At 66.8% G+C, this 16,728-nt stretch carries 14 protein-coding genes; 5 read left to right on the top strand and 9 right to left on the bottom strand.

Annotation, left to right across the window (positions count from 1 at the left end; genetic code table 11):
* Positions 1–25 precede the first annotated feature (25 nt).
* From G333_RS0112610 to G333_RS0112600, 3 genes are read right to left on the bottom strand one after another with little or no spacing between them, the layout of a single operon-like run.
* Entirely contained in the window at positions 26–3,931 is a 3,906-nt protein-coding gene (locus G333_RS0112610) for an EAL domain-containing protein (protein WP_019628609.1), read from the bottom strand.
* A gap of 30 nt (positions 3,932–3,961) precedes the next feature.
* On the bottom strand, positions 3,962–4,396 hold the full coding sequence (locus G333_RS0112605) for a response regulator (protein WP_018176009.1): 435 nt from the start codon (positions 4,394–4,396) through the stop codon (positions 3,962–3,964).
* Entirely contained in the window at positions 4,393–6,480 is a 2,088-nt protein-coding gene (locus tag G333_RS0112600) for a PAS domain S-box protein (protein WP_019628608.1), read from the bottom strand. Before G333_RS0112600 ends, G333_RS0112605 begins: the two co-directional genes overlap by 4 nt.
* Positions 6,481–6,721: 241 nt before the next feature.
* On the opposite strand from G333_RS0112600, the gene hisI reads away from it, so the two are divergent.
* The 5 genes from hisI (at position 6,722) to G333_RS0112575 (ending at position 12,271) form a co-directional block, all read left to right on the top strand.
* Positions 6,722–7,162 carry a phosphoribosyl-AMP cyclohydrolase gene (gene hisI, locus G333_RS0112595; RefSeq protein WP_019567971.1) on the top strand — a complete coding sequence of 147 codons (441 nt, stop codon included), beginning with the start codon at positions 6,722–6,724 and terminating at the stop codon, positions 7,160–7,162.
* A complete protein-coding gene (gene cysS, locus G333_RS0112590; protein ID WP_019628607.1) occupies positions 7,159–8,568 on the top strand; it encodes a cysteine--tRNA ligase in 1,410 nt (469 codons plus the stop codon). The genes hisI and cysS overlap by 4 nt, the downstream gene beginning before the upstream one ends.
* A 5-nt stretch (positions 8,569–8,573) precedes the next feature.
* Entirely contained in the window at positions 8,574–9,221 is a 648-nt protein-coding gene (locus tag G333_RS0112585; protein WP_018176013.1) for a DUF1007 family protein, read from the top strand.
* 69 nt (positions 9,222–9,290) lie between these two features.
* Positions 9,291–10,370 carry a nickel/cobalt transporter gene (locus G333_RS0112580; protein ID WP_019628606.1) on the top strand — a complete coding sequence of 360 codons (1,080 nt, stop codon included), beginning with the start codon at positions 9,291–9,293 and terminating at the stop codon, positions 10,368–10,370.
* A 98-nt stretch (positions 10,371–10,468) separates the two neighbouring features.
* Complete coding sequence (locus G333_RS0112575) at positions 10,469–12,271, top strand: long-chain fatty acid--CoA ligase (protein ID WP_019628605.1); 1,803 nt, start codon at positions 10,469–10,471, stop codon at positions 12,269–12,271.
* A 108-nt stretch (positions 12,272–12,379) separates the two neighbouring features.
* Here G333_RS0112575 and G333_RS0112570 read toward each other — a convergent pair whose 3' ends face one another.
* The 6 genes from G333_RS0112570 to G333_RS0112545 all read right to left on the bottom strand — a co-directional run bounded on the left by G333_RS0112570 (position 12,380) and on the right by G333_RS0112545 (position 16,647).
* Positions 12,380–12,850, bottom strand: a complete 471-nt coding sequence (locus G333_RS0112570; protein WP_018144415.1) for a DsrE/DsrF/DrsH-like family protein — start codon at positions 12,848–12,850, stop codon at positions 12,380–12,382.
* Between the two features lie 105 nt (positions 12,851–12,955).
* On the bottom strand, positions 12,956–13,102 hold the full coding sequence (locus tag G333_RS15200) for a hypothetical protein (RefSeq protein ID WP_019628604.1): 147 nt from the start codon (positions 13,100–13,102) through the stop codon (positions 12,956–12,958).
* Positions 13,103–13,204: 102 nt separating this feature from the next.
* Positions 13,205–14,770: a dynamin family protein gene (locus G333_RS0112560; protein WP_018937887.1), complete on the bottom strand. Its 1,566-nt coding sequence runs from the start codon at positions 14,768–14,770 to the stop codon at positions 13,205–13,207.
* 27 nt (positions 14,771–14,797) lie between these two features.
* Positions 14,798–15,319: a hypothetical protein gene (locus G333_RS0112555; protein WP_018144418.1), complete on the bottom strand. Its 522-nt coding sequence runs from the start codon at positions 15,317–15,319 to the stop codon at positions 14,798–14,800.
* A 44-nt stretch (positions 15,320–15,363) separates the two neighbouring features.
* Positions 15,364–15,951 carry a DUF302 domain-containing protein gene (locus G333_RS0112550; protein ID WP_018176017.1) on the bottom strand — a complete coding sequence of 196 codons (588 nt, stop codon included), beginning with the start codon at positions 15,949–15,951 and terminating at the stop codon, positions 15,364–15,366.
* Positions 15,952–16,002: 51 nt separating this feature from the next.
* Positions 16,003–16,647, bottom strand: coding sequence for an AAA family ATPase (locus G333_RS0112545; RefSeq protein ID WP_018144420.1), 645 nt, complete (start codon positions 16,645–16,647; stop codon positions 16,003–16,005).
* Positions 16,648–16,728 lie beyond the last annotated feature (81 nt).

Genomic DNA, 16,728 nt, shown 5'->3' with positions numbered 1-16,728 from the left:
TGACGACACTGACCAGCGGGGCCCCTCAGGGTGTCGGCAGGCCGGCATGCTTCGTCATCCAGGCATCCAGCGCCTCGATCTCCAGCGGCCGACTGTAGAGATACCCCTGACCCAGGGCACAGCCGCGCTCCTGCAGGAAGGCCGCCTGCTCCGCCGTCTCCACGCCTTCGGCGATCACCTGCATGTTCAGGTTGCGGCCCATCGCGATGATGGTGGCGGCGATCTCTCGGTCGGCGCTCTCGCTGGCAACGCCATCCACGAAGCTGCGGTCGATCTTCAGGACATCCAGCGGATAGGTCCTCAAGGCCGCCAGCGAGGAATACCCGGTCCCGAAGTCGTCGATGGCCAGCTTCACCCCCAGCGCCTTCAGCGCCACCAACCGTGCAATGGCCTGATCACCCTGCTGCATGATCGCGGTCTCGGTGATCTCCAGCTCCAGCTGGGCGGCCGGGAAGCCGGTCAGCGCCAGGATCTCCGCCACGCGATTGACGAAGTCGCTGCGCTGCAGCTGCACCGGGGACAGGTTGACCGCCAGACCGAAATCTCCGGCGCCGCGGTCCAGCAATCGGCGCCCGGCATCGCAGGCCTCGCGCAATACCCACTCGCCCAGCGCAACGATCAACCCGGTGTCCTCGGCGATCGGGATAAAGCGATCTGGCGGGATCATCTCCCCCTGTGCCGGCTGCCAGCGCAGCAGCGCCTCCATGCCGAAGGGTTGCCCGTCCTCCAGCCGCACCTGTGGCTGGAAATGCAGCCGCAACTCGCCGTTGTCGTCCTGCAGGGCCTGGCGCAGTCGGTTCTCCAGCTCCAGGCGCTCGTCGGCCGCGCGTGTCAGGGCCTGGGTATAGACACTCCAGGTCTGGCGCCCGGATGCCTTGGCCTGGTACATCGCCGCATCCGCGTGCTGGATCAGCGCGGTCACGGTGTCGCCATGATCCGGGTAGAGACTGATGCCGATGCTGCCATTCAGATAGACCGAACGCCCGTCCTCCAGCGTAAAGGGGCGCTCGAAGCTTGCCAGCAAACTGCGGGCGCAGCGCGCGATCTCGTCGTCGCTGTCCGGGTTCTCCGCCACAATCAGGAATTCATCGCCGCCCAGCCGACCCAGCACATGGGTTGGCCCCAGCACCCCGCGCAGACGCCGCGCGACCTCCACCAGCACCTGATCGCCCGCCGGGTGCCCCATGGAATCGTTCACGTTCTTGAACCGGTCCAGATCGAGATTCAGCACCGCAATCCGGTACCCATGCATGCGGGCACGCTCCAGCGCCTGCCCCAGCATCACCTGCAGCTGACTGCGATTGGGCAGATCGGTCAGGGCATCGTGTTGCGCCAGGTACTGCAGTTCATCCTCCGACCGGCGCAGCTCCGACATGTCGGTCAGTACGCCGGCGTAATGCAGGGCCTGGCCCTGCTCGTCATAGACGGTATTGAGGCTGAGCCACTGCGGGGCCACCTCGCCATTGCGCCGCCGGTTCCAGATCTCGCCCTGCCAGTGTCCCTCTCGCTGGAGCCCGCCCCACATGCGCTTGAAGAAATCGGCATCGTGTCGCCCGGACTGCAGGAAACTCGGGTTGCGACCCATCGCCTCGGCCTCGGAAAAACCGGTGATGTCGACGAAGGCCGGATTCACCGCGACGATCCGCGGGGTCAGGTCGGTGATGATGATGCCGTCCCGGGTACTCTCGAATACCGCCGCCATGCGCCGCAGGCCCAGCAAGGCCTGGCGCCGTTCCAGCGCCGCCCCCAGACTGGAGGCGACGATGCGCGCCAGGCTCTGGTCCGCCTCGGTCCAGCGCTGCGCGCGCCGCACCCGGTCGAGCGCGAGGAACCCGCGGTACTCGCCCTCCACGTACAGGGGTACCAGCAGCACAGCCTGGCTTTGCGAGGCCTCCAGGATCGCGCGTTCCTCATCCGGCAGCTCGCGGGTCAGCACATCGACCGCACCGCCGCCCTGCAGGATCTCGTGCCAGCGCGGCAGGACCGATTCCAGGCTCAGGTTGCGCAGCGGCGGCGGGCGAATCATCTCCTCGGTATCCGAACGCACCCAGTAGTAGCGGTGGATATCCAGGGCCTCGCGCACCGCGTGGTCCAGCTCGGCCACCAGCACATAAGCACGGTCGGCGCCAGCCTCCTGCCCCAGTTCGGCCAGCAGCCGGTGGATCACGCTGGCGGGGTTGTCCTCGCGCAACAGTTCCACGGTCAGCTCGGCGGCGGTCCGCAGCGCGCGCTCGCGCTCGCCGAGTGCCTGCGAGACGCGCAGCTTCTGCGCCGCCAGCCCCGCGATCTGGGTGAACTCGTCGATCAGCACCCGTTCGCCAGGGTAGGGTCCGCGTGACGCGCCGAGATAAATACCCAGGGTGCCCAGCACGCCACCGTCGGCATCCCGGAAGGGGAACGACCAGCAGGCGCCAAAGCCCGCCCCACGCACGAGATCGCAGAACCCGGCCCAGTTCGGGTGCGTCCCGCAGTCCTCGATGATCATCGGCTCGCCACTCCAGGCGGCCTCGCCGCAGGAGGCCATCCCCTGGGCAGCGCGGATCCGGCGGGTGGCACTGCGCAGCGGGTCCGGCAGCCGCGGAGCCGCCACGCCGTAGAGTTCCTGACTGTCGGCATCCAGCAGCATGATGCAGCCGTGCAGGTCAGGCGCCAGCGATTCCAGGCCCTTGACCACATCCTCCAGCAGGCGTGGATCGCGCTCCCCCGTGGCCAGGCGTGCCAGAACGTTCCCGCGCACCTCCTGAACGCGCTGGTCCAGCACCCGCCGGGTCACGTCCACCAGACTGCCGGACAGGCCCGTGGCCCGGCCCGCGGCATCCAGATTGACCTGGCCGCGCAGCTCCAGCCAGCACAGCGAGCCATCGGCCGCGCGCAGACGAATCTCGGCCCCCAGCCGGCCGTCGTCGGCCTCCGCGGCGCGCGTCAGCAGTCGCGCCGCCACACCGCGATCCTCCAGCGGCATGAACGACAGCATCTCCTCGCCGATCGACAATTCCACCGAATGGCCGGTGATGGCCGTCCAGGCCGGATTGAGGAAACGCCAGCAACCGGCGGCATCGGTCTCGAAGACGATATCGCCGGCGCGTTCGATCACCTCGCGGTAGCGCCGTTCGGACGCCGCCAGCGCCGCACGTTCCCGGCGCAGCCGCACGCGGGCATACACCTGGTCCAGCAGCATCGGCAGGGTCTTCAGATAGCCCTCGTGCTTGACCGTGTAATCCTCCACGCCCATACGCAGGGCACGCGCGGCGAGGTCCTCGGTGCCTTGCCCGGTCACCAGGATGGTCGGCAGGTCCAGTCCGCGGTCCTCGCGCACCAGGCGCGCCAGCTCGAGGCCGTCGATCCCGGGCAACCGGTAGTCCACCAACAACAAGTCAAAGTCCAGCTCCCCGGCGGCACTTTCCGGTAGCGCCGCCAGGGCCTCCTCGGCGGTGTGCACCGTCGCCAGCTGCACATGTGGGGCCGTGCGCGCCAGTTCGCGACAGGTCAGGCCGACATCGAATTCGCTGTGCTCGACATACAGCACCCGCAGCGGCTCACGCGCCTCGATCACCCGCAGCTCGCGCCGGGCGCAAGCATCCACCACCCGCCCCGGAAGGCGCTCCAGGTAGCCATCGGCCTTGGTCAGATAGTCATCGGCACCCGCGCGAAACGCCGCCACCACGGTTTCCTGTTCGCCGTGACCGGTGAGCACCAGCACGGCCTCGCCGCGTCCCGCGGCGTGCAGCTCGCTGATCAAGTCGAGACCGCTGCCATCCGGCAGGCGCAGATCCACTACCACGCAGTCGAAGCCATCCGCCCCGGTCAGCGCCGCGCGCGCCTCGGCCAGAGACCCCGCCGGGGACACGGCCGCGCCCGGCACCTGGCGTTCCAGGACGCGGCGCTGCAGATCGGCATCTGCCGAGTGATCTTCTACGAGCAGGATTCGCATGGGGTCTCGGGTTGCAAGGGGGCCGCGGCTTCAGACCGGCGGGTGGTTAAGCAGGCACCAGTAGAGCTCGACCTGCTCGGCGACCTGCACGAACTGGGCGAAATCCACCGGTTTGACAATGTAGGAGTTGGCGCCGCAGTCATAGGCAGTGGCGATGTCACGGTCCTCGCTGGAGGAGGTCAGCATCACCACCGGAATGCGCCGGAAGCGTTCGTGCGCACGGATACGCCGAAGCACCTCCAGTCCGTCCACCTTGGGCAGCTTGATATCCAGCAGGATCACCGCCGGCGGCGCGAGTTCGCCGCGCTCCCAGCGATCGAGAAACTCCAGCGCCTCCACCCCATCGCGCGCGGTCTCCAGCGGGTTGGAGAGGTTTCTCCGCTTGAAGGCGCGCTGCATCAGATCGATATCCACCGGGTTGTCCTCCACCACCAGGATGGAGGGCTGACGTCCGGCGTGGCTCATCGCGGGAACTCCACGTGGAAGGCGGCCCCCTCGCCCGGCGTGCCGTCGGCGCGGATCTCGCCGCGCAGCCGGTGGACTGCACGGCGCACCAGGGCCAGGCCGACGCCGGTCCCCGGATAGGCCTCGGCACGGTTCAGGCGCTGGAAGATATCGAAGATACGATCCCGAAACGCCATGTCAAAACCGATCCCGTTATCCCGCACCGTGATCCCGAGTGTAGCGCTGCGGGATTCGGCCTGCACCGTTACCTGCGGGGCCTCGCGCTCGGCACTGAACTTGAACGCGTTCTCCAGCAGGTTGCGCAGGATCAGGGCGACGCCATCCGGGTCGCTGACAAAGCAGAGATCGGGGTCGATCTCGATACTCACCTCGGCGCGCTCACGCAGTCCCGGATCCACCGACTCCAGCACCTCCTCCACCAGCGCGCGCACGCGGACGGTGCGCTCCTCCAGCGGCCGACGCTCCATGCGCGAGTAAGCCAGAAGATCCGAAATCAGCTCGTTCATCTGCGCCACGCCATTGCGGATATTGCTGAGGAAGGTGCGACCCTCGCCCTCCAGCTGCTCGCCGTAGTCCGCCTCCAGCAGCTGGCTGTAGCCCTCGATTCCACGCAGGGGTGCCTTCAGGTCGTGGGAGACGGCATAGGAAAACGATTCCAGTTCCTGGTTGAGCGCCTGCAGGGCCGCCGTGCGTTCCGCCACCCGCTGTTCGAGCGTGGCATTCAGGTTGCGCAGTTCCAGTTCGTTGCGCTTGAGCTCGGTCACCTCCAGCACCGTCCCCTGCACGTAATGCAGGCCGTCGGCGCGCTCGATCGGCGCCTCCATGGTGAGACTGAACCAGGCCTCCTCGCGCACCTCGGGCCGGGCCTTCAGGAGCAACCGCTGGGGCCCGGGCCGGCCGTCGGCGATCAGGGTCTCCAGCGCCGCGGAGAAGCGCGCCCCGTCCGCGGACTCGAGGTCGAAGAAATGGCGGGCAAACGACTCCAGCGTCGGCTTGCCGTAGTGGGCATCACAGCCCAGCAGCCCATACAACCGATCGGACCACCACAGCTCGCGGTTCTCCAGCAGGTACTCCCAGCTGCCCAGGCCAGCGTGGCGCTCGGCCTGACTCAGGCGATCCACCTGGCGCGCCAGGGCGGCCTCCGCCTGCTTGCGCGCCTCGATATTGCGCAGCGTCACCAGCAGCAGCTTCTCTCCGGCGATCTCGGTGACCTGCAGGTTGGCCTCCACCCAGAACCCGTGGCCGTCACGGTGCCGGGCGCGCCATTCGAACACCAGCTGTTCGCCACGCCGGGCGCGCTCCATCAGGGCCTTCTGGCGCTGAACGTCGAATCCGGTCTCGTCCGCGCTAAGATCGGCCACGTTGCAGGCCAGCAACTCGGCACGGCTGTAGCCGTACATCTTCTCGGCCGCAGCGTTGATCCCGATCAGGGCCTCGGTATCCAGGTCTTGCAGCAGGATCGCCTCCTGCACGTTGTCGAAGATCGCACGGAAGCGGGTCTCGGAATCACGCAGGTCCTGCTCGGCGCGCCGGCGTTCGGTCACGTCCACCAGCAGGCCATTGATACGGATCACCTGTCCGGACTCGTCACGGGTCAGCCAGGTCCGGTCTTCCAGCCAGACCCAGCCGCCCGGTCCGTCCCGCAGGCGATACAACTGGGTGTAACGGTCCGGGCCGCGCTCGATGTGCGCGGCGACCTCGGTCACGATGCGGTCGATATCATCGGGGTGGATCAGGTCGGCATAGTGCACCTCGCCGCGCAGCAGGGCATCGCGGGCGATGCCCCAGCGCTCGATATTCGGGGAGACAAAGGTGACCGGCCAGCCGGGGGTGGTAGCCCACTCGATGGCAACCACCGGGGAACGTTCAACAATCCCGGTAAGCCGGCGCGCCTCGCGCGATGCGCGGTCACGGGCCTTGAGGGGAAAATACACCAGCAGGAACAGGAGGATGGCCGTGACCACCACGTAGCCCCAGCCCTTGAGGGTCTGCAACTGCCCCAGCAGCTCCAGATCGTCGACCATCAGCAGCAGGGCCCGGTCGGACAGGGCGATCCAGAGCAGCCCGACAACCAGATACAGCACGGCGACGAGTAACGCGGTGCGCCCCGCGCTGGGTCTCCAGCTACCCTTGTTGCCTCCCGCCATGCCATTCCTCCGACCGCCATGGAGACGCGGCCGGCATTCCCTGCCCGCCAGCTGTCCTGTCTCGAGCATCGACCACCCGTGGCCCAAGCGCAACCCAGGTCTGGCGGGGCCGGATTGCGGGCTTCGGAGCGCGGTTCGAAAATGGTATTCTTCGCCGCTCCCGCAAGCGGACGCAGCGATGTTCAAGCAACTCGAAGGCGAGCCCCGTGGCGAGCGCCACCCGACCCCAGTGGTCCTGGATCGCCTGAAGCTCAATGCCGGCGGGCTGATCCCCGCCATTGCCCAGCAGCACGACACCGGCGAGGTCCTGATGCTGGCGTGGATGAACCGCGAGGCCCTGGACGAGACCCTGGCGACGGGACGCGTCTGCTACTACTCGCGCTCGCGCCAGGCGTTGTGGCGCAAGGGCGAGCAGTCCGGGCAGGTGCAGCAGCTGCATTCGCTGCACCTGGACTGCGACGGCGACACCCTGCTGCTGAAGGTCGACCAGACCGGCCCCGCCTGCCACACGGGGCGGCGCAGCTGCTTCTACCTCCAGGTCGGACAGGACACCGTCGTGGTGACCAGCGATCCCGAGATCGCCCCCGAGACGCTGTACGGCAAGGACACCGGGCAATGAGCGCGGCCCGGACCCTCAGACTGCACAACACCCTGGGCGGGCGCGACGAGCCGTTCGTGCCCCAGGACCCGGAGCGGGTGACGCTCTACGTCTGCGGCCCCACCGTGTACAACCGCGTGCACATCGGCAACGGCCGGCCGGTGGTCGTGTTCGACGTGCTGTTCCGCGTGTTGCGCGAGCTCTACGGCCCGGATCACGTGGTCTACGCCCGCAACATCACCGACGTCGACGACAAGATCAACAAGGCCGCCGCCGACAACGGCGAGCCCATCGCCGCGCTGACCGAACGCTTCACCCGGGCCTTCCACGAGGACATCGCCGAACTCGGCACGCTCAAGCCGACCCTCGAGCCGCGCGCGACCGAACACATCCAGCCGATGATCGAGCTGATCGAACGCCTGATCGAACGCGGCCATGCCTACGTGGCCGACGACCACGTGCTGTTCGACGTGACCTCCTACCCGGACTACGGCGCCCTGTCCGGGCGCTCGCTGGCGGACATGCAGGCCGGCGCCCGGGTCGAGGTCGCCGACTACAAGCGCCACCCCGGCGACTTCGTGCTGTGGAAGCCGGCCGCGGCGGGCGAGCCCGGCTGGGAGAGCCCCTGGGGCACGGGCCGCCCCGGCTGGCACCTGGAATGCACGGCAATGATCCGCAGCCACCTGGGCCCGATGATCGACATCCACGGCGGCGGCCACGACCTGGTCTTCCCGCACCACGAAAACGAGATCGCCCAGGGCTGCGCGGCCGAAGGCTGCCACGAGCACGGTACCCACTACGCCCGTTACTGGGTACACAACGGGCACCTGACCATCGACGGCGAGAAGATGTCCAAGTCGCTGGGCAATTTTCGGCTGCTGCACGACCTGCTGCAGCACTACCCCGGCGAGGTCCTGCGCCTGGCACTGCTGTCGCGCCACTACCGTGCCCCGCTGAACTTCTCCGAAGAGACCCTGACCCAGTCGCGCAACAGCCTGAATGGCCTGTACCGCGTACTGCGCGATGTGGCCGACATCGAGGCCGACGACATTGCTGCCTCCGACACGGCCGTGTTCGCGGCGTTGCTGGATGACCTGAACACCCCCGCCGCGATCACCGCGCTGCACCGCATGAGCGACGCCCTGGCAACAGCATCCGACGATGCCGAACGGGCCCGCCGCAAGGGTGAACTGCTGGCGGGCGCCGCCCTGCTGGGTCTGCTGCAACAGGACCCAGCCACGTGGTTTCAGGGCGACGCCGGGGACGATGACCTGGCCGCCTGGGTGGAGGAGCGCATCGCCGCACGCAAGGCCGCGCGCCAGGACCGCGACTTCGCCAAGGCGGATGCCATCCGCGACGAACTCGTCGCGCGCGGCATCGAGCTGGAAGACACGCCGGATGGCACGCGCTGGCAGCGCGCCACCTGAAGCCGATGCATCTGCGCCCCTGGCTCATGCGATTGACGCTGGTTCTGGGTCTGCTCCTGCCGGCCGGCGCGCTCGCCCACCCGCATGCGTGGATCGACCTGCGCATGGGGCTGGTCTTCGACGATGCCGGCAACCTGGCGAGCATGGAGCAATCCTGGCGCATCGACCCGACCTACAGCCACATGCTGCTGGAAGACCTGACCCGGGACCTCGACGGTGCCACCGGCATCGATGCGGCGCTGGAACACGCCGCCGAACGCATGCTCGGAAACCTGGCTGCCTATGACTACTTCACCGAACTGAACCTGGGCGACGAGCGCCTGGACGTGCCGCAGGCCCGCAACGCGCGCCTGACCCTGGAGGACCGGCGCCTGCACCTGCGTTTCGAGCTGCCGCTGGACGAACACGACATCACCGCCGGTGACGCCTTCACCTACCGCGTCTTCGACCCGGAATACTGGATCGAGATCCGGCACGATCCGGACGACATCGTCTTCGTGGAGAATCGACCCGGTTGCGAGGTCGCCGTCACCGAGCCCCGACCGGACCCGCAGCTGATCCGCTACGCCGCCACCCTGGAACGTTCGGACCGCAGCCCGGTCAACGACCTGGGCCGTCACTTCGCGGAAACCGCCACGCTGGAATGCGACTGAGCCTGGTGCTGCCGCGCGATCGGACGCCACGCACACCACACCGCAGACTGAGTGTTATACAGTAACGCCATGCGCACCGACCAAGACCTGTTCCGACGCCCTTCCCTCAACCTGCTACTTCTGTTGCTGGCCCTGCTGTTTGGCGGCTCCGGACTCGTGCAGGCCGAGACCGGCCACCCGCTGGGCGCCCCCACCGGGGCGCCCGCCGAACGCGACGCGCCCGCCAGCGGCAATCAGGCGCCAACCCCACTGGTTGAGCCCCCGAGCCACCTGGAACGCCTGACCGGCTGGATGCTGCAGACCCAGCGGCAGTTGCACCGCAGCCTGACCGAGGGCCTGCACGCCCTGCGCGACGGTCCGACCACACAAACCGCCGGGGCGCTCATCCTGGTCAGCCTGCTCTACGGGATCTTCCACGCCGCCGGCCCCGGCCACGGCAAGGCGGTGATCAGCGCCTACCTGCTGACCCAGCCGCAGAACCTGCGGCGCGGCATCCTGCTATCCACCGCCTCCGCGCTGGCGCAGGGCGTCACCGCCATCGCCCTGGTCGGTGTGTTGATCGGCCTGTTCGGCTGGCTGGCCCGCGACACCCTGGGTCAGGTACGCACCCTGGAGATCGCCAGCTTCGCCCTGGTCGCGCTGCTCGGGCTGTGGCTGATGGTTCGTGCCCTGCGCCATGCGTGGCGGCTGCATCGCGCCCACCGCGCTCAAGCCCACGATCACGATCACGATCACAATCATGCGCACGAACACGACGCGCACTGCGGCTGCGGCACCCCGCACCACGTGGATCCCAACCAGCGTGGTACCTGGTGGGGCACGGTGCTGGCCGTCGGCATTCGCCCCTGTTCCGGCGCGGTGCTGATCATGGCGGTCTCCACCGCCCTGGGCCTGGCCTGGGCTGGCGTGGCCGCCGTGCTGGCGATGTCACTGGGCACGGCGGCGACGGTCTCGGTGCTGGCGACCCTCGCCGTCTCCGCGCGTGACTGGACCCGTCGCTGGCTGGGCCCGACGCGCATGGGCCGGCTCACCTACATTGGGCCGTCCCTGGGCCTCGCCGGGGGCGGCGTGATCGCCCTGATCGGTCTCAGCCTGGTCCTCGGCGCCATCGCCTACCAGCCCGTTGCCCACCCGCTGGGGATTCGCTAGGTTTGATCCCTCGACAGGTTGTCCACGGGGCCCCGCTTGCCCCGGATGGACGCCTCCTCTAACGTCCGGGTCATCGGACCCTAGCGCGCGAGGCCCTCATGTCGTCGACCACCATCACCCCGGAACAGGCCCCCACCCTGCCGGCGCTGTTCCGCACCCGGGTCTCCATGAGTCGGGATGCCCCGGCCTATCGCCACTTCAGCGCCGACGACCAGACCTGGAAGCAGACCACCTGGGGCGAAATGGCCGCGATGGTGGATCGCTGGCAGGCTGCGCTGGCGCGCGAAGGTTTCAAGCCCGGGGAACGCGTTGCGCTGATGCTCGGCAACTCGCGCGAGTGGGTCGCCCTCGACCAGGCCGCCAGCGAACTGGGGCTGATTACCGTGCCGCTGTACACCGACGACCGCCCCGACAACGTCGCCTACATCATTGGCCAGACTCAGGCCCGCCTGCTCTTGCTGGGCGAGAGCATGCACAACCGCCGCCTGTCCGAACACTTCGAAAACATGCCCTCGCTCAAGCGCATCGTCTGCCTGGGCCACACCGAAGGCGAGCCCGATGACTCGCGGGTGATGGACCTCGACCGCTGGCTGGAGCGCGGCGACCCCGACCACGTGCATCGCCCGGACCTGGACCCCCTGGGCCTGGCGACCATCGTGTTCACCTCCGGCACCACGGGGCGACCCAAAGGCGTGATGCTGTCGCATCGCAATATTCTCGACAACGCCCAGGCCTCTTCCACCGCCGGACCGCTGTCGGATACCGACCGCTTCCTCTCCTTCCTGCCCTTGTCCCACATGCTGGAACGCACCGGCGGCTATTACATGCCCATGCTGATCGGCGCCGAGGTCGCCTTCGCGCGCTCTATCCAGGGTCTGGGCGAGGATCTGATGTCCGTGCAGCCCACTGTGCTGATCTCGGTCCCGCGCATCTACGAACGCGTGCATGGCCGCATCCAGGCCGGCCTGAAGGAGAAATCCGCGATCGGCCGTGGCCTGTTCAAGGCCACGGTGGCCATTGGCTGGCGCCGCTTCGAATACCGGCAGGGCCGTGCATCCTGGTCCCCGGGCTTGTTGCTGTGGCCCCTGCTGGAGCGAATCGTGGCACAAAAGGTGCTGAATCGCCTGGGCGGCAAGCTGCGCTTCGCCGTATGCGGCGGCGCGCCGCTGCCGCCACCGATTGCCCGCTTCTTCATCGGCCTCGGCCTCCCGGTACTGCATGGCTACGGCATGACCGAATCCAGCCCGGTGGTCAGCGTCAACACCCCGGACGACAACCTGCCCGCCTCCATCGGCAAGCCCCTTCCGGGGGTCGAAGTAAAGATCGGCGAAATGGACGAGCTGCTTACCCGTTCCAGCAGCGTCATGCTTGGCTACTGGAAGAACGAAGAGGCCACCGCCTCCACGATCGACCAGGATCACTGGCTGCACAGCGGGGATCAGGCACGAATCGACGACGATGGCCGCATCTTCATCACCGGACGCCTGAAGGACATCCTCGTACTGACCAATGGCGAGAAGGTCCCACCGGCGGACATGGAGATGGCCATCGCCCTGGATGCCCTGTTCGATCAGGTCATGGTGGTCGGCGACGGCCACTCCTTCCTGAGCGCCCTGGTGGTCCCCGAACCCGAGGCCTGGGCGACCTTCGCCAAGGACCACGACCTCGACCCCATTGCCGCCGGACGCCTGTCGCGTGCTACCGAGCGCGCCCTGCTCCAGCGCATGCAGTACCAGCTACGCGACTTTCCCGGCTACGCCAGGATCCGCCACGTCCACGTGGTGCACGAACCCTGGTCAGTGGACAACGGCATGCTGACCCCGACCATGAAGCTCAAGCGCCCGGTCATTACCAAGCACTACGCCAAAGCCATCGAGGCCATGTACGCCGGCCACGACTGATCTTTTTCTGTCGGTCGCCACGAAGCGCACGAAGGCACCCAAAAACGAAAAAGGCCCCGCAGCGCAATGCCGCGGGGCCTTGAGGGGCGCGCCAGGCGCGCTGCCGGCTCAGATGAACAGGCAGATATCGGACTCGCCGGCGAACTCGAAGAACGCGGCGGCCCCGGCGTATTCCACGCCGTCGATGAATTCGCTGGTGTCCATGTCGAACAGGTCCACCGTCATCTGGCAGGCAATCATGCGTACCTCGGCCTCCAGGCACAGCTCGCGCAGGTCGCCCAGATCGGAGACGCCCTTCGCCGCCATCTTTTTCTTCATCATCACGGTCATCATCTTCTGCATGCCCGGCAGGGCCTGCAGAAGCACCGGCATCGGCATCGGCATCGGCATGCCCGGATTGCCCAGCGAGGTCACCTGCAGATCCAGTTTCTTGCGCAGCAGTTGCAGGCCATAGAAGGTAAAGAACACCTCGCAGTCGTAGCCCAGAGCGGCCGCCGTGGAGGCGAGGATGAAGGGCGGATAACCCCAGTCCAGGCTACCCTTCGTGGCAATGATGGCCATCTTCTTTTGATCACTCATTTCTACTTTCTCCTCCAGTGGTAACAGGAATCGGATCCGCCACAGCCCCCTGCGCACGATCCGTCCCCAGTTGGTTAAAGCCCGTGGGTGTCGGGGCGGGAGAGCCTACTGCTCCGACGCCCGACGCCCCCTGCGCCAGTCTCGGATCAGTGCACACCCGGCACAAACCCCCAGCGCTGCCATGCTGGCCCATACCGAGATGGGCACCAGGATCATGGCCAGCGCGAACATAAGCCACGCCAGTATGGTCATCGTTCTCCTCCTGCACAACATTAGCGGCCGGTAATCGCACCCGCTGGTCGTGCTGCTTGCTGCGAGCCGGCGCAGGAGGAGGCATCATGCCTGCCCCTACCCCTAGCGCCTCTCCGGCGCCTCCGGCTCGGCGTAATCGCGGGGCGCATCCGTGCCCGGCGTCGGGTCAGGGACCGGGGCTTCCGGCTCCTTCGGGTTGTAGACATCGCTGGCCGAGGCCCGCCCGCCCTGGCGCGAGACCGGGCTGGCATCCACAAACTGGTTGTTCAGGCGCTGGATGTAGGCCTCGGCGCGGTCGCGCAACTGATGCAGGCGGCCGATCATCCGCCGTCCCAGACCCAGCGGTGCTCGTCCCATCATCGGGCGCCAGGGACGCGTGTTCTTCTCGAAGGCCGCGCGCCAGTTACCGGCGGGGGTCTCGGTCGGCAGCGTCCGCGCGATGCGGCGCGCCAGCCAGCGGCGATTGAAGAAGTGAATCCCGCCGAGCACGATGGCCAGCACCACGATGCCAAAGACCGTCAGCAACGGGCGCTCGCCCATGGACTGCCAGACGCTGCCATCGGTCCACGGGGCCACACCACCAGTCCACTGGTAGCCAATCAGGCCCAGGATCACCGCGACCACCGCGAACATCCCGGCGTCGAACTGCATGACACGGCGGCGCCAGCGTGCGAGCGCACGTTGCAGCGCCGGCATGACGTCCATCTCGATGGATTCGGCGATCGCCTGCAGCGAGCCAAGGATCCGGTAGGAACGCGAGGAACTGATCTCCTGGATCTTGGCGTGGATCTCCTGACGGTCGCGCCGGGATTTTTCCTCGTAGCGCTCGCGCACCTGAGGATCGCCGATCTCGACCGCCGCACTCTCGTTGTACAGGCAATAGAAGCGCCCGGTGGCATTGCCCTGACGCACCACGGCGCGCTGCCAGGCGGAAACAACCTCTTCCAGGTTGTCCTCGCGCCAGGTGGTGTCGATCTGGTTAAGGATAAACACCAGTTTGGTGAAATCATTGCGTTCGGCGACGCGATTGACCAGGTGCTCCAGGGTGTCGCGCATCGCGCCCGGTTCCGGGTGGCGGGCATCGAAGAACACCAGTACCAGGTCGGACAGATCGATGATGTGGTCGGTCAGCTGCAGGATTGTCGCGCGCTGCTCGTCGGCATCGAACCCGGGAGAGTCGATGATGATGCGCCCGCGCAGATGCTCCGCGCGCGCGGTCTTCATCGCGAGGAAATGATCCACCGTACGCCCGCCACCGTCGGTGATGCGCTCGATCTCGTCGGATACGCGATAGAACGGGAAACGCGGATCGCCGTCCAGCGCGAGCCCCGGCAGCTCCTGCACGTGCTCGCTTCCGCCGTAGCTGATCACGGTGAACTTGTCGTCTACCGCCTGCGAACCGCTGCGCTGCACGGTGGTGCCCACGTATTCGTTGATGAAGGTGGACTTGCCGGCCGAGAACGTCCCCAGCATGGCGATCATCGGCCACCAGGAGATGGTGAAGGCGTAGGAGTCTTCGGTGGGATCCAGCAGACCGGCCGCATAGCCGACCCGGTCCAGATCACGGAAGGGGTCGACCACCCCCTTCAGGACCGGATTCTCTTCGGCAAGGCGGTCGCTGAGCAGCTTGAGCTGCTTGCGTACCCGAGGGCCAGGACGATTGAACATGCGGACTCCGTCAGTCGAAACGCGTGATCAGCGCGGGTAATACGGCCCCGGCGAACCCCGGACCGGACCGCTCTGATCGGTGAATGGGTTGAACATGTTCATCATACCCATGGGCGCCCCCACATTGCGATTCAGACTCCACATGTCCTGTTGCATGCCCGTGATCGCGCCCGCCATCACGCTGGTATCGCGCGTCATCGAGCCGATATTGGCATCCATCGAGCGCGTATTGCCCGCGATCACCGCCACTTCCTCGTTCATTACCCGCATGGTGTTGTTGATGTCCGTCATCTGGTGGTCCATCGAGGCCATGTGCCCGGCGATGGTGGACATGTCGCGATCGACCACCTGGGTCATCTGGGCGATCTCCTGGGTCAGCTGGCTGACATCCCGCGTCAGGCTGGTGATCAGCCAGAACCCGTAGATGGCCAGGACCACGAAGGCCAGCAAGGCGGCGTACACAATCAGCTCCACACGCCGGGAGCGGGCATCCGCCTTGTCCGCCTCGTCGCGGACCCTGTTGAAATCACTGTTGCTCTCGTCGCTCATTGAACGCCCTTGGTCGATGCATGGAAACGGGTTCGATACCCCCGTCAGAAGGCGCCGACGGCGGCGCGGTCAATGATTTCCTCCAGTGATTCCTTCACAAAAATGGCCTGCTCGCGCAGATCCTCGGGCAGCGGCCGCCCTCCGTGGATCATCGGCTCCAGATCCAGCGTCATCAGCCACAGATTGCCCTCGGCATCTTCCTGCAGCACGATCCGGCACGGCAGATACGCAGCCATCGCCGGGCTGTGGCGAACCATCTGCGCGGCAATCGCCACATCACAGAACATATAGATCTTCAGGAACGGAAAGTCCTCCCCGGTAACGCTGCGTACCTCCTCCCCCATCGGCAATTCGCCGACGTTGCGGAGATTCAGCTCGTTGGCCACCAGCCGCAGAATATCCTCGACCTCGTCGACCGCCAGGCCCGCGTCCACCTTGCGCTTGTAGACCATGGCCTCCGCGGCGTCGCCGGTCTCCAGCACCGTGCGGGCCATCTGCGAATAGACCTTGGGCGCTTGAGAATCCAGCGAGCGGACCTGACCGAGGTAGGGCTCGAAAGCAAAAATGGCATACCCCACCCCAATCAGTGCCAGCAATCCGATCACGACCAACGCATTGCGTATGAAGCGCATGAAGCTCTCCTGCTCGGTGCCCGCCGTCCGGTGATCACCGGACGCGACACATTATTGTTTCTTGCGGCGGTTGCGCCCGAACAGGGCTACAGCCAGGGCATCCAGCTCGGCGGCGGCCTTGCCGCGGGGCTCCAGTTCGCGCACCGAGAGCCCTTCGCTGAAGGAACGGCGAAAGGCCATGCGCTGCTTCAGCCGCGGCTTCAGCAAGCGGACCCCCTCGATCTGCTGCAGCGCCTCGTGCGTCTCGTCGGTCTCGCGCACGGCCTGGTGCGTATCGGCACGATTGATGAATGCCAGAATCTCGGGACGATCACGCGACCCCCGTTGCTCCTGAATGCGCTGAACGAAGCGATAAGTCGACCAGACGTCCGCCTGGCTGGGCGGCACCGGGATCAGCACACGGTCGGCACCCTCCACCGCTGTCATCAGGGAGGCCATGTCCGACGCACCGACATCGATCAGCACCTCGTCGTAATCGCCCGCGCGGGAGCGGACCGCATCGAGATCACTGACCCCGTCCAGCGCGGGTTCGTAGCCTTCCTCGTGGCGCACCTCCAGCACATCGCTGAGGGTTCGCTGCGGATCCAGATCCACGGTCAGGGCGCGACGACGCCCCTCCAGCAACCACAGGGCCAGGTTAAAGGCCACGGTACTCTTGCCGGTACCACCTTTCAGATTGGCGACGACGGTCTGCATGGCGTCTCCTTCGAGCATTGCGGATTGGCGGCTACGCGCAACCCACCAATCCGCACGGCTCCGAAAAAAAGGGGCCTGCCC

The organism is Thioalkalivibrio sp. AKL10, assembly GCF_000381845.1.
GTDB classification, from domain to species: domain Bacteria; phylum Pseudomonadota; class Gammaproteobacteria; order Ectothiorhodospirales; family Ectothiorhodospiraceae; genus Thioalkalivibrio; species Thioalkalivibrio versutus.
Note: the sequence above shows the minus strand (reverse complement) of the source record. Positions and strands in the feature narration are given on the sequence as shown.

What these genes read in the sequence shown, in the direction of transcription:
- G333_RS0112610 (WP_019628609.1), bottom strand. Translation starts at nt 3,931, where the DNA reads ATGCGAATCCTGCTCGTAGAAGATCACTCGGCAGATGCCGATCTGCAG.
- G333_RS0112605 (WP_018176009.1), bottom strand. Translation starts at nt 4,396, where the DNA reads ATGAGCCACGCCGGACGTCAGCCCTCCATCCTGGTGGTGGAGGACAAC.
- hisI (WP_019567971.1), top strand. Translation starts at nt 6,722, where the DNA reads ATGTTCAAGCAACTCGAAGGCGAGCCCCGTGGCGAGCGCCACCCGACC.
- cysS (WP_019628607.1), top strand. Translation starts at nt 7,159, where the DNA reads ATGAGCGCGGCCCGGACCCTCAGACTGCACAACACCCTGGGCGGGCGC.
- G333_RS0112585 (WP_018176013.1), top strand. Translation starts at nt 8,574, where the DNA reads ATGCATCTGCGCCCCTGGCTCATGCGATTGACGCTGGTTCTGGGTCTG.
- G333_RS0112580 (WP_019628606.1), top strand. Translation starts at nt 9,291, where the DNA reads ATGCGCACCGACCAAGACCTGTTCCGACGCCCTTCCCTCAACCTGCTA.
- G333_RS0112575 (WP_019628605.1), top strand. Translation starts at nt 10,469, where the DNA reads ATGTCGTCGACCACCATCACCCCGGAACAGGCCCCCACCCTGCCGGCG.
- G333_RS0112570 (WP_018144415.1), bottom strand. Translation starts at nt 12,850, where the DNA reads ATGAGTGATCAAAAGAAGATGGCCATCATTGCCACGAAGGGTAGCCTG.
- G333_RS15200 (WP_019628604.1), bottom strand. Translation starts at nt 13,102, where the DNA reads ATGACCATACTGGCGTGGCTTATGTTCGCGCTGGCCATGATCCTGGTG.
- G333_RS0112560 (WP_018937887.1), bottom strand. Translation starts at nt 14,770, where the DNA reads ATGTTCAATCGTCCTGGCCCTCGGGTACGCAAGCAGCTCAAGCTGCTC.
- G333_RS0112555 (WP_018144418.1), bottom strand. Translation starts at nt 15,319, where the DNA reads ATGAGCGACGAGAGCAACAGTGATTTCAACAGGGTCCGCGACGAGGCG.
- G333_RS0112550 (WP_018176017.1), bottom strand. Translation starts at nt 15,951, where the DNA reads ATGCGCTTCATACGCAATGCGTTGGTCGTGATCGGATTGCTGGCACTG.
- G333_RS0112545 (WP_018144420.1), bottom strand. Translation starts at nt 16,647, where the DNA reads ATGCAGACCGTCGTCGCCAATCTGAAAGGTGGTACCGGCAAGAGTACC.